Source organism: Sphingomonas sp. PP-CE-1G-424 (genome assembly GCF_004341085.1).
Taxonomy (GTDB): domain Bacteria; phylum Pseudomonadota; class Alphaproteobacteria; order Sphingomonadales; family Sphingomonadaceae; genus Sphingomonas.
In genome coordinates this window covers 251,630-264,103 of the sequence record NZ_SLXW01000001.1, presented here as the reverse complement: position 1 = coordinate 264,103, position 12,474 = coordinate 251,630, and the positions used below count along the sequence as shown (strand labels likewise).

Sequence of the window (12,474 nt, the reverse complement as noted above, 5' to 3'; positions counted from 1 at the left end):
TGTTGGCTGCAACGGGGCGCCCTTATTTACAAAAGGGGTTCCCAATGCAGAAAATCGTCCAAGTCGTTTGCGTCGTGCTCATCGCGGCCGCGGTGATGTTCGGCGGGCGTTGGTACATGTACGTCGCGCGCGGCTCGAGCCCGTATGACGAGGTCGGCATCGCGCTGAACGGCTATGCGCCGGCGCCGATGCGTGCCTGGGGCTGCCACAAGATGCAGGCGCGGTTCCCAGGCCAGTTGCCGCCTTACGGGTGTGCCGGGCCGGATGGTCGTAGCTGGCTGTAAGCCAGACGCGTCATCTAATACTCCGTCATCCTGACGAAAGTCAGGATCCAGAGCCCCGATCGTCTCGCTGAGTCACTCTGGATCCTGACTTTCGTCAGGATGACGAGGTGTGGCGGTGGGACGAGCGGGTGTAAACGGCAGCACCGTTTCATACTGCGCGAGCGGCGGGGCGCCCGCGACCTTCGCTCCCGCGCGCAGCAGGAAGGCGTGCCGCACGATTTCGCCTTGTTGCTCGATGCCGTAGCGGTGCAGCGCCACCCCCGGCCGGAACGCGTAGTCGTACCGACACCAGGGATGCCGCGCCAAGGGCAGGAACACGCCGCGCTGGTGCTGCCAGATATGCGTCATCTCGTGGACGAAAAGCCCCTGCAACGTCAGGTTCGCGTGCGCGAAGTCGTCGCACCAGAGGTCGCCCTTGGGGTGGAAGTGGATGCAGCCGCGGGGCGCCATCACCGTATCGCGCGGCTGAAAGAACGCCCATTTGCTGCGCGCCAGACTTACCGAAGAGTAATCGATCGCACCCCCGAACACCGATGCCGCGAGCGCCGTCTCCCCCTCGGTAAGCCCGCGCCTTGAACCCACTCGGGTCACTTACCCGCCGGGGTCCCCGCCGCGACCACGGTCGCGTTGTTCAAGATCCGCGTCCCGTCTGCGAACGCGAACGTCAGCATCACGCGATCGGCAGGCTTGATCCCGGAATTCATGTTGAACAGCATCACATGCCGCCCACCCGGCGCGAACGCTACGTCCGTATTCGCGGGAATCTCCACGCGGGTCAGCGGTGCCATCGTCGACAGGCCGCCCTTGTCCATCGTCTCGTGCATCTCCGACTTGATCGCGACGTCGGTGGTGACCGAGATCAGCGTCGCTGGTGTTGGCCCGCCATGCACCGTAAAATATGCTGCCGCTGGCCGTCCGGTAACCGCGCCGAGCCGGACCCAGGCCCCGTCCACGGCGAGTTCCTTCGGCTGTGAACACGACGCCAGTGCCATAGCGGCAACACCCAGTCCGAAAACGATACGCATAGGTTAACTTTCCCCGGGGGTTGCCTCTTGTGCATCCTATGACCGGTACAATCTTGCGGCAAGCGCGAGGCCACCTATATCGCGCCCATCATCAGAAAGGTTCCGCCTCCGAAACGGGGTGGAGCGGATTTCGTATTTTCGTTTCAAGTGAGGGGCTAATCAGAACTCATGGCTAAAGTAATCGGTATCGATCTCGGCACGACCAACAGCTGCGTTTCCGTCATGGAAGGCGGCAAGCCCAAGGTCATCGAGAATTCCGAAGGCGCGCGCACCACGCCGTCGATCGTCGCGTTCGCCAAGGATGGCGAGCGACTGGTCGGCCAGCCGGCCAAGCGCCAGGCAGTGACGAACGGCGACAACACCATCTTCGCTGTGAAGCGCCTGATCGGCCGTCGCTTCGACGATCCGATCACCAAGAAGGACACCGAGCTGGTTCCGTACAAGATCTCGCGCGGGCCGAACGGCGACGCCTGGGTCTCGGCGGGTGGCAAGGATTACTCGCCGTCGCAGATCTCGGCGTTCACGCTGCAGAAGATGAAGGAAACCGCTGAGTCGTATCTCGGCGAGACGGTCACGCAGGCGGTCATCACCGTTCCCGCGTACTTCAACGACGCGCAGCGCCAGGCAACAAAGGACGCCGGCCAGATCGCCGGCCTCGAAGTGCTGCGCATCATCAACGAGCCGACCGCGGCGGCGCTGGCCTATGGCCTCGACAAGCAGGACGGCAAGACGATCGCGGTCTACGATCTCGGCGGCGGTACATTCGACATCTCGGTGCTGGAAATCGGCGACGGCGTGTTCGAGGTGAAGGCCACCAACGGCGACACGTTCCTCGGCGGTGAGGATTTCGACAACAAGATCGTCCAGTATCTCGCCGACGAGTTCAAGAAGGCCGAGGGTATCGACCTCGCCAAGGACAAGCTCGCGCTGCAGCGTCTGAAGGAAGCGGCCGAGAAGGCGAAGATCGAGCTCAGCTCGGCGCAGTCGACCGAGGTCAACCTGCCCTTCATCACCGCGGATCAGAACGGCCCGAAGCATCTGGTGAAGTCGATCACCCGCGCCGATCTGGAGCGGATGGTCGAGGACTTGGTCAAGCGTACGCTCGAGCCTTGCCGCAAGGCGCTGGCCGATGGCGGCCTGAAGCCCGAGGACATCTCGGAAGTCGTGCTGGTCGGCGGCATGACGCGCATGCCGCGCGTGCGTGAAGTCGTGAAGCAGTTCTTCGGCAAGGAGCCGCACACCGGCGTCAACCCGGACGAGGTCGTCGCGATGGGCGCTGCGATCCAGGCTGGCGTGCTGCAGGGCGACGTCAAGGACGTGCTGCTGCTCGACGTGACGCCGCTGTCGCTCGGCATCGAGACGCTGGGTGGCGTGTTCACCCGGATGATCGATCGCAACACGACGATCCCGACCAAGAAGTCGCAGACCTACTCGACCGCAGACGACAACCAGGGCGCGGTGACGATCCGCGTGTTCCAGGGCGAGCGCGAGATGGCGGCCGACAACAAGATGCTCGGCAATTTCGATCTTGTCGGCATCCCGCCCGCACCGCGCGGTGTGCCGCAGATCGAAGTCACGTTCGACATCGATGCCAACGGCCTCGTCAGCGTCTCGGCCAAGGACAAGGGCACCGGCAAGGAGCAGCAGATCCGCATCCAGGCATCGGGTGGTCTTTCGGACAACGACATCGACCAGATGGTCCGCGACGCCGAGACCTTCGCCGAGGAGGACAAGAAGCGTCGTGCGGGCGCCGAGGCGAAGAACAACGCCGAGTCGCTGGTCCACACCACCGAGCGTCAGCTGGCGGATAACGGCGACAAGGTCGACGAGTCGCTGAAGACCGAGATCCAGGCCGCGATCGACGCGACCAAGGCTGCGGTCGAGAGCGGCGATGCGGACGCGATGACCGAGAAGAGCACCGCGCTCGCCCAGGTCGCGATGAAGCTCGGCCAGGCGATCTACGAGAAGCAGGCTCAGGCGGACGCGTCGCCGTCGGCCGACGGTGACGCGGCGAAGAAGGACGACGACGTCGTCGACGCCGAGTTCTCGGAAGTCGACGACAACCCGAAGGCGTAACCGAAACTCCCTCTCCCCCTCGGGGAGAGGGCCGGGGTGAGGGGCAGTTCCGCGCGCTGCCGTGTGGAATGGCCCCTCATCCAACCCTCTCCCCGGAGGGGAGAGGGCTAAGAGGGCCGCTATGAGTACCCAGACGGATTATTACGAACTGCTCGAATGCGAGCGGACCGCGGATGCGGGGACGATCAAGTCGTCCTACCGCAAGCTCGCGATGAAGTATCACCCGGACAAGAACGCCGGCTGCAAGGATTCCGAAGCGCAGTTCAAGGCGGTCAGCGAGGCGTACGAATGCCTCAAGGACCCGCAGAAGCGTGCGGCCTATGATCGCTTCGGCCATGCCGCGTTCCAGAACGGCGGCGGTGGCGGTCACGGTAGCGGCGCGCAGGACTTCGGCGGCTTCAGCGACATCTTCGAAAGCGTCTTCGGCGAATTCATGGGCGGCGCACAGCGCGGCGGCGGTCGCTCGGCGGCCCGGCGTGGCGCGGACCTGCGCTACGACATGGAAGTCAGCCTGGAGGAAGCGTTCCACGGCAAGACGACCGAGATCACGATCGACGTCTCCGCGCTTTGCGATACCTGCGATGGCTCTGGCGCGAAGGCTGGCACACGCGCGAAAACCTGCCAACATTGCGGTGGCCACGGCAAGGTGCGCGCGCAGCAAGGCTTCTTCGTAGTCGAGCGAGCCTGCCCGGTCTGCAACGGCGCGGGCGAAGTCATCGCCGACCCATGCCCGGATTGCCGCGGCGAAGGTCGCGTCGAGAAGACCAAGACGCTGTCGATCAACGTCCCTCCGGGCGTCGACGAAGGCACGCGGATCCGCATGTCGGGCGAAGGCGAGGCAGGCGCCCGCGGTGCTCCGTCCGGCGACCTCTACATTTTCCTCCACGTGACCAAGCACAATCTGTTCGAGCGCGAAGGCACGACGTTGTTCGCGCGCGCACCGATCAGCTTCACGGTCGCGTCGCTCGGCGGGTCGCTGTCGATCCCCGGCCTCGACGGCCGCACGCACGAAGTGAAGATCCCCGCCGGTATCCAGTCGGGCAAGCAACTGCGCCAGCGCGGCGCCGGCATGCCCGTTCTGCAAGGCCGTGGTCACGGCGACCTCGTCGTCCAGATCGACGTCGAAACCCCCACGCGTCTCAGCAACCGCCAGAAGGAATTGCTCGAGATGTTCCGCGAGACGGAAACGGGCGACGAATGCCCGGCCAGCCAGGGCTTCTTCGCCAAGCTGAAGGGCGTGTTCGCGGGGGAATGAACCGGTTACCATACTGAGCTAAAGGGGGCGCAATGCTGGCATGTCTTTTCACCGCGATCACCTGTTGGCTGGTCATGGCCACCGCCCCCCAGACGCCGATCGGCAAGGCACTGCGCCGAGTGCTGATCGACAAGCCTGCGGCGCGGTTGGCACGGCTCACGCGGGGCGATGCCGCCGTCATGTTCCTGCTGATGCTGACGGCCGCGATGGTCACGCTCGTCGGCGAAGGCGACGGCATCAGGCTGCTCACTCTGGCCGCCCCCGATGTCGCGATCTGGATCACGACGTTCGAGGTTTCGGCCTATGTCGACATTCTCATGGCGCTGGCCGTTGCGGTATCCAGCCTGCGCGTTCGGACCTTCATGACGGGCTGGATCAGCGTCTTCACTCGCCGCCCGGCTGCAAAAGCGTACAAGCGAGCGATCCGCTCGCGGAAAACGCGATCGACGGATGCTGACAACGACGACGACAGACATTGGCGTCAAACCGCGCTCGCCGCCTGATCTGGCAAAGCATGAGTTCAAGCTTGCCTGATCCGCATCATCCGCCAGAATGCGAAACGAACACCGAGGAATGATATGCGCGGACAGGTTTTAGGCGTCGATCCCCGTACGGGCGAAGGTCTCGTCGCAGGGCAGGACGGACAGCGCTACCGGTTCGCCCGCGAGGACTGGGCGCACCGCGGCGAACCTGCGATCGGTATCGAGGTCGATTTCGAGGCGGCCAACGACCGCGCGCTCAGCGTCTTTCCGATGCCGACCGCGCCGGGCCCACGCCGCGCCGTGCCGCCCGAGGCACTCCCGACCAACGACCGCAACAAATACGTCGCCGCGGTCATGGCGTTCGTGATCGGCACGCTCGGCATCCACCGTTTCTACCTCGGCCGGACCGGCTCCGGGATCGTCATGCTGGTGCTCACGCTCACGGTCGTCGGCCTAGTCATCAGCGCGCCGTGGGCGTTGATCGACATGATCCGCTATCTGGTGATGTCCGACGAGGAATTCGCCGCGCGCTATCCGCGCAAACGGTAGTCGTTAGCGGGTCTTGAAACTCCCGGCCTAGCCGCGCCCCCTCGGAAGGGGGCGGGCGGGCCGATGGATCAGAAGGCGGTTATGACCACCCCGACCACCAGCGCTTGAGCCGCGATCGCCAGCATGGTGCTGGTCACGGTTTCGAACATGCGCATGGGTAGGTCTCCGATGCCGGAACAATATCCGGCAAGCGGCATATGGGCTTAGTTGCGCGTTGTCGCAATTTTGTAACACGTAATCGCAATTGCGTTGCGTGCACTTTGGCGCAATCGGGCGGCGCATTGGCCCGAACTGCGACGGTCTCCCCTCCCTGCAAGGGAGGGGCAGGGGGTGGGTCGGCTTCCGCAAACTCCAGACGTGGGTGGCTCGAGTCGGCCTACCCACCCCCAACCCCTCCCTTTCAGGGAGGGGAGCAACCTTCGGCCAGTCTTCAGGCCGCGCCGAACACCCGGGTGAAGATCGTGTCGACGTGCTTCAGGTGGTAGCCGAGGTCGAACTTGTCTTCCAGTTCGGCATCCGACAGCGTCACTTCAGGGTCCGCCTTCAGCAAATCGAGCAGCGACAGGGCACCGTCCGAATCCCACACCTTCATCGCGTTGCGCTGCACCAGCCGATACGCGTCCTCGCGGCTCACGCCCGCCTGCGTCAGCGCCAGCAGCACGCGCTGCGAATGGACGAGGCCGCCCATCTTGTTGAGGTTCTTCAACATCCGCTCGGGGTAGACGACCAGCTTGTCCATCACCCCGGTCAGCCGCGCGAGCGCGAAGTCGAGCGTGATCGTCGCATCCGGGCCGATGTAGCGCTCGACCGACGAGTGCGAGATATCGCGCTCATGCCAGAGCGCAACGTTCTCCATCGCCGGCGTCACATACCCGCGGACCATCCGCGCGAGACCGGTCAGGTTCTCGGTCAGCACCGGGTTGCGCTTGTGCGGCATTGCCGACGACCCCTTCTGGCCGGGCGAGAAGAACTCCTCCGCCTCAAGCACTTCGGTGCGCTGCAGATGGCGCACTTCGGTCGCGAGCCGCTCGATCGAGCTGGCGATCACACCCAGGGTCGCGAAGAACATCGCGTGGCGATCGCGCGGGATGACCTGCGTCGAGACCGGCTCGACCGACAGGCCGAGCTTGCCGGCGACATACTCCTCGACGAACGGATCGATGTTCGCGAACGTCCCCACAGCGCCCGAGATCGCGCAGGTCGCGACATCCTCGCGCGCCGCCACCAGCCGCGCGCGGTTGCGCGCGAACTCGGCATGCGCCTGGGCGAGCTTCAGCCCGAACGTCACCGGCTCGGCGTGGATGCCGTGGCTGCGGCCGATCGTCGGCGTCATCTTGTGCTCGCGCGCACGGCGTTCGAGCACCACGAGCAGCGCGTCGAGATCGGCGATCAGGATGTCGCTCGCCTTCGCCAGCTGCACGGCCAGGCACGTGTCGAGCACGTCGGACGAGGTCATGCCCTGGTGCATGAAGCGCGCTTCGGGGCCGACATGCTCGGCGACGTTGGTCAGGAAGGCGATGACGTCGTGCTTGGTCTCGCGCTCGATCTCGTCGATCCGGTCGACCTCGAACGCGCCCTTTTCCCAGATCGCGGCGGCCGCTTCCTTGGGTACCACGCCCAGTTCGGCGAGCGCGTCGGTGGCGTGCGCCTCGATCTCGAACCAGATCTTGAAGCGCGCTTCGGGCGTCCAGATCGCGACCATGTCGGGGCGGGAATAGCGGGGGACCATCGGGTTTCCTCGGGGCTGATATCGGGCGTGAAAGCGATGCTGCGGTGGCGGTCCCCGTTACGAGGCCTCGCCGATGCAGGCTGAAAACGCGGTAGCAGGACGCAGGAAAAGGTTCAAATACCCCTCGCTGCGTAGCAAGCCGGCGATCGTGCGCGTATAAAGTTGGTGAGTGGTTCGCGGTGCCGAGTATATATCAGGCTCGGTCGTCGAACGACTTAGTAGATGCGTAGAACAGTACCGGAGAGACGCAATGTTGAAATATGCTATGCTGGCTGGCGCGGTGATGCTTGCTGCACCCGTATTGGCGCAGACCGCTGCAACATCCTCACAAGCGCCCGCGTCCGGTGGCGGTGTTGCTGCGCAGGCGGCGCAGTCTGATGCGATGGCGACTCCGCAGTCCGGTACGCCGACCGACCCGGTGCCGATGCAGTCCGCCGCACGCGAGCAGCCGGCGACGGGGAGTCAGGTCGCGCAGGTCGTCGACACCGAGTTCCCGACCTATGACAAGAACGGCGACGGCAAGCTCAGCGCGGCGGAATTCGCCGGCTGGATGGTCGCGCTGAAGACCGAGACCGATCCCTCGACCAAGCCCGATGCGCCCGAGATCAAGAAATGGGTCTCCGCCGCCTTCGCGCAGGCCGATACCGACAAGAACAAGTCGCTGACTAAAACCGAAGTGACCAGCTTCTTGACGCAAGGCTGATCGATACCGCGGATCAGGGGGCGACTTTCAACAATCCCTGATCCGCCAAAGTCGCTAGGCAGGCCTGTCGATCAACCCGATTTGCGGGCTGCGCGTTCTTTTTCGACCTGCGCCTCGATCAGGATCTGGCCTTGCGCTTCGACCGCGGCGTCCAACAGCCGGTCGGATGTCTCGACGGCGGCATCAGGCGTCAGCGATACCGCGACGCCGTCCGGCCCATCGACCAGGACTTGGCCGTGTTCCGCGGTTACGATCGAGGCTTCGTCGTGTAGCTTGTTGTCCACATGCAATTCCTTCGGTGAGACAACGAAGGCGCGCGCGAAACGGCCCGGACTTTGAAGGAACTTACACGCTTATCTAGTTGCGTCAGATCAACCCCTGCGCGCGCAGGCTGACATGGCCGCCGGTGCCCATCACGATATGGTCGTGCACGGTGATGCCGAGCCGCTTGCCCGCCTCCGCGATTGTCCGCGTGATGTCGATGTCGGCGCGGCTGGGGGAGGGGTCGCCGCTCGGATGGTTATGGACGAGGATGATCGACGCGGAGCCGAGGTCGATCGCGCGGCGGATGACTTCGCGGACATAAACCGCGGCCTGGTCGATCGAGCCCTTGCTCATCACCTCGTCGCGAATCAGCATGTTCTTGGTGTTGAGGTGCAGCACGCGGAAGCGCTCGATCGCGTGGTGCGCCATATCGGCCCGGAGATAGTCGAGCAGCGCCTGCCAGTTGGCGAGTACCGGGCGGTCGCTAACCTGCGATTGCAGCAGGCGGATCGCGGCGGCGTGCGCGATCTTGATCGCAGCGGTCGAGATCTCGCCCATGCCCTTCACCCGGCCGAGCGCCTCGGCATCCGCGGTCAGCACGCCGCCGATCCCGCCGAACTCGCGCATCAGCGCCTTGGCGAGCGCCTTGGTGTCGCCGCGGGGGATGGCGATCGCGAGCAGGTATTCGATGAGTTCATGGTCGAGCAGCGCGTCGCTGCCGCCTTCGAACAGGCGTTTGCGGAGGCGACCGCGATGGCCCTTCAGATCGTCCCCCCGGACGTCAGCGTCTTCGTCCGGTTCGGCCATTTTGCGATGCTAGCACATCCCTGGGCAATTGCATGACGCCCTCGCTCCCGCCTATGCAGGCCGCGAAAGCGTAGCGGAGTGAGTGGGTGACCGAGACGAGCGAGACGGGGGCCGACCCCGGGGCCCATCCTCGCCGTCCTGCGACCGCCCGCCGCGTTGCGCTGGGGATCGCGCTGCTCCTGATCGTCGGACTGGTCGTGCTGTGGCTGGTACGGAAGCCGATCGCCGAGGGGTTCATCGACCGCGAACTCGCCAGGGCCGGCGTGCCTGCGCGCTACGACATCGCCGACCTCGCACTGGGTTGGCAGCGACTGAGCAACGTCGTGATCGGCGATCCGGCGCATCCCGATCTCGTGGCGGACTGGGTCGAGACGCGGACCGGCCTCGGGTTGTCGGGGCCGTATCTGGAGGGCGTGCGCGCGGGGAAGGTCCGGCTGCGCGGGCGGCTGGTGGACGGGAAAGTCTCGCTCGGCGCGATCGACAAGCTGCTGCCGGCGCCGTCGGGGAAGCCGTTCGCGTTGCCCGCGCTCGACGTGTCGATTGCCGATGGGCGGATGCGGCTGGAGACGCCGCAAGGGATCGTCGGACTGAAGCTCGCCGGCTCCGGCAAGCTCGACGACGGGTTCCGCGGGTCGCTGGCGGCGATCAGCGAGCGGCTCGATGTCGGCGGGTGCGTGATCGATCGGCTCGCGGCGACGGTGAAGTTGCGGATCGACGCGGCCAAACCGACGATCACGGGGCCGGTGCGCGTGTCGCGGCTCACCTGCGGGACAACGCAGGCGGAGCGGATCGTGGCCGATCTGGAGGTCGGCCTCTCCGCCGCGCTCGATCGCTGGCAGGGCAAGGCGACGCTCAAGACTGGCGCGGCACGGACGCCGGGTGCGACTTTGGCCGGTGCTGGGGGAACGATCGACTTCACAGGAGGCGCGGCGGCGACCGGCGGCAAGGCGAACATCGCCGCCGATACCGTTCGCACCACCGAAGGCGGCGCGCGGCGGGTTGCGCTCGCGGGCACCTACCGGATCGGCCAGCAGATCGCGTTCGACGGGCGCGTCCAGGCGAGCGGCGCGGCGGTGGCGCAGAAGCGACTCGCGGGGCTGGCAGGAATAGGCGGCGCGGCCGCGGGGACGCCCGTAGCGCCGTTGGCGACCGCGGTGGCACAGGCGATCCAGAAGGCCGGCCGCGGATTTGTGGCGGACGCCAACTTTCGCGTGCGGGTCAACGGTGGGCGCGGCCAGGCTTTGCTGTCGCGTCTGGCGCTCGCCTCCGCCAGTGGGGCGCGGGTGGCGCTTGGCGGCGGGAGCGGGGTTGCGTTCGGCTGGCCGAACGGTGGCGTGCGGCTCGACACGGTGCTCGCGATGCGCGGCGGCGGGTTGCCTGAGGCGCGCGTGTCGCTCGCACAGGCGAAACCGAGCGCGGCGATCCGCGGCGTCGCCACCATCGCGCCCTATGCGGCGGGTGGCGCGCGACTGGCGCTGACTCCCGTCACCTTCAGCGCGACGCCGGGCGGGGCAACCTCGATCGCGACGCGCGTCACGGTCGCGGGACCGATCGGTGCGGGCGGTCCCGCCAACCGGGTCGATGGTCTGTCGATGCCGGTTGCGGCGCTTTGGGACGGTCGTGGGCGACTGGTCGTCAACACCGGTTGCGCGCCGTTGGCCGTCCAACGCCTGGCGATATCCGGGTTGGTGCTCGATCCGTCGCGGCTGACCTTGTGCCCGGTGGACGGCGCGCTGGTGCAGGTCGACGGCGTGCGGGTCAGCGGTGGTGCGAAGATCGCCGCGGCCAAGCTGGGTGGGCGACTCGGCACCACACCGATCACGCTCGCGACCGCGGGAGCGACCGTGCGGCTGGCGGATCGCGGCTTTGCGATCGATGGCGTGCAGACCCGCATCGGCGCGCCCGAACGTGTCACGCAGCTCGACTTCGCCTCCGTCACGGGCCGCATGGCCGGGCAGGGCGTCGCGGGCGCGTTCACGGGTGGCTCGGGGCAGATCGCCAACGTGCCGCTGCTGCTCGGCGAGGCGGCCGGCGACTGGACGCTCGTCAATGGCGCGCTCGACCTCACCGGCGCGATGGGGGTATCCGATGCCGCGCCGACCCCGCGCTTCAAGCCGCTAGCCGCGCGCACTGTGACGCTTCAGCTGGTCAACGGCACGATCACCGCCGCCGGCACGCTGTTCGAACCGACCACCAATACCAAGGTCGCCGACGTCACGCTGACCCACGCGCTCGGTGCCGGCGCAGGCAAGGCCGACCTGAACGTGCCCGCGATTGCGTTCGCCAAGGACAAGCTGCAACCCGACGCGCTTACTCCGCTGACCTTCGGCGTGATCGCGGACGTCAACGGATCGGTCAGCGGCGAGGGGCATATCGCCTGGAACCCCGACGGCGTGACCAGCACCGGCGTGTTCCGCACCGCCGGCACCGATCTCGCTGCTGCATTCGGCCCGGTCACGGGCATCGCCACCGAGATCCGCTTCACCGACCTGCTCAACCTCCAGAGCGCGCCGGGGCAGGTGGCGACGATCCGCACGCTCAACCCCGGCATCCCGGTCACCGATGGCACGATCCGTTACCAGACGCTGCCCGGCGCGCGCGTGCAGGTCGAGGGTGGGTCGTGGCCGTTCGCGGGCGGATCGCTGACGCTCGACCCGACGCTGCTCGACTTCTCCGCGCCGAAGGAGCGGCGGATGACGTTCCACGTCGTCAACATGGCCGCCGACCAGTTCCTGCAACAGTTCGATTTCAAAAATCTCGATGCGACCGGGATCTTCGACGGCGTGCTGCCGATGATCTTCGACGAAACGGGCGGCCGGATCGAAGGCGGCGATCTCCAGGTGCGCAAAGGCGGCGGCACGCTCGCCTATGTCGGCGATCTCAGCCAGAAGGATCTCGGCATGTGGGCGAACATCGCGTTCCAGGCGCTGAAGTCGCTGCGGTATCAGTCGTTGCGGGTCGGCATGAACGGGCCGCTCGCGGGCGAGATGGTCACCGACGTGCGCTTTGCCGGGATCAGCCAGGGTGAGGGGGCCAAGTCGAACTTCATCGTCCGCCGGCTCCAGAAACTGCCGTTTGTGTTCAATATCCGCATCAAGGCGCCGTTCCGCGGGCTGCTCGATTCGGCGCAGAGCTTCTACGATCCGAAGCGGCTGATCCAGCGCAACCTGCCGGCGTTGCTGCAACAGCAGGCCGCGCCGCCGCCGCCCAACCCAACGCTCAAACTTCCAACCATTCAGCCTCCCGCAAGCAGGATCGTGCCATGACCGAAACAGGATTGAAGAAGCTGGAGCAAAGGCC

Annotated in this window: 12 protein-coding genes; 7 read left to right on the top strand and 5 right to left on the bottom strand. The window is 66.1% G+C overall.

Annotated elements, in window-relative coordinates; genetic code table 11:
* The first annotated feature begins 44 nt into the window (after positions 1 to 44).
* Positions 45 to 284 (top strand): hypothetical protein, encoded by a 240-nt coding sequence (locus C8J43_RS01300; protein WP_133029428.1) that lies wholly within the window; start codon positions 45 to 47, stop codon positions 282 to 284.
* Between the two features lie 72 nt (positions 285 to 356).
* Here the strand turns inward: C8J43_RS01300 and C8J43_RS01295 are convergent, their stop codons facing one another.
* Positions 357 to 875 carry a vgr related protein gene (locus tag C8J43_RS01295; RefSeq protein ID WP_207893304.1) on the bottom strand — a complete coding sequence of 173 codons (519 nt, stop codon included), beginning with the start codon at positions 873 to 875 and terminating at the stop codon, positions 357 to 359.
* On the bottom strand, positions 872 to 1,309 hold the full coding sequence (locus C8J43_RS01290) for a copper chaperone PCu(A)C (protein WP_207893303.1): 438 nt from the start codon (positions 1,307 to 1,309) through the stop codon (positions 872 to 874). Before C8J43_RS01290 ends, C8J43_RS01295 begins: the two co-directional genes overlap by 4 nt.
* Before the next feature lie 168 nt (positions 1,310 to 1,477).
* Here C8J43_RS01290 and dnaK point away from each other — a divergent pair, with 168 nt between their 5' ends.
* From dnaK to C8J43_RS01270, 4 genes are all read left to right on the top strand, one after another.
* Positions 1,478 to 3,385 carry a molecular chaperone DnaK gene (dnaK, locus tag C8J43_RS01285; RefSeq protein WP_056055380.1) on the top strand — a complete coding sequence of 636 codons (1,908 nt, stop codon included), beginning with the start codon at positions 1,478 to 1,480 and terminating at the stop codon, positions 3,383 to 3,385.
* A 121-nt stretch (positions 3,386 to 3,506) separates the two neighbouring features.
* A complete protein-coding gene (dnaJ, locus tag C8J43_RS01280) occupies positions 3,507 to 4,640 on the top strand; it encodes a molecular chaperone DnaJ (protein WP_133029426.1) in 1,134 nt (377 codons plus the stop codon).
* A 32-nt stretch (positions 4,641 to 4,672) separates the two neighbouring features.
* Positions 4,673 to 5,143, top strand: a complete 471-nt coding sequence (locus C8J43_RS01275; RefSeq protein WP_133029425.1) for a hypothetical protein — start codon at positions 4,673 to 4,675, stop codon at positions 5,141 to 5,143.
* Positions 5,144 to 5,218: 75 nt separating this feature from the next.
* Positions 5,219 to 5,671 (top strand): TM2 domain-containing protein, encoded by a 453-nt coding sequence (locus tag C8J43_RS01270; protein WP_133029424.1) that lies wholly within the window; start codon positions 5,219 to 5,221, stop codon positions 5,669 to 5,671.
* Positions 5,672 to 6,101: 430 nt separating this feature from the next.
* On the opposite strand, the gene purB is transcribed toward C8J43_RS01270, so the two are convergent.
* Positions 6,102 to 7,400, bottom strand: coding sequence for an adenylosuccinate lyase (purB, locus tag C8J43_RS01265; protein ID WP_133029423.1), 1,299 nt, complete (start codon positions 7,398 to 7,400; stop codon positions 6,102 to 6,104).
* A 250-nt stretch (positions 7,401 to 7,650) separates the two neighbouring features.
* Between purB and C8J43_RS01260 the strand changes: the two genes are divergently transcribed.
* Positions 7,651 to 8,103 carry an EF-hand domain-containing protein gene (locus tag C8J43_RS01260; RefSeq protein ID WP_133029422.1) on the top strand — a complete coding sequence of 151 codons (453 nt, stop codon included), beginning with the start codon at positions 7,651 to 7,653 and terminating at the stop codon, positions 8,101 to 8,103.
* 71 nt (positions 8,104 to 8,174) lie between these two features.
* On the opposite strand, the gene C8J43_RS01255 is transcribed toward C8J43_RS01260, so the two are convergent.
* On the bottom strand, positions 8,175 to 8,387 hold the full coding sequence (locus C8J43_RS01255; RefSeq protein ID WP_133029421.1) for a hypothetical protein: 213 nt from the start codon (positions 8,385 to 8,387) through the stop codon (positions 8,175 to 8,177).
* An 82-nt stretch (positions 8,388 to 8,469) separates the two neighbouring features.
* Complete coding sequence (gene radC / locus C8J43_RS01250) at positions 8,470 to 9,174, bottom strand: DNA repair protein RadC (RefSeq protein ID WP_121885490.1); 705 nt, start codon at positions 9,172 to 9,174, stop codon at positions 8,470 to 8,472.
* A gap of 86 nt (positions 9,175 to 9,260) precedes the next feature.
* Between radC and C8J43_RS01245 the strand changes: the two genes are divergently transcribed.
* The gene (locus C8J43_RS01245) at positions 9,261 to 12,440 is read left to right on the top strand and encodes a YdbH domain-containing protein (protein WP_243645357.1); all 3,180 of its coding nucleotides are present in this window, start codon (positions 9,261 to 9,263) and stop codon (positions 12,438 to 12,440) included.
* Positions 12,441 to 12,474: the final 34 nt, after the last annotated feature.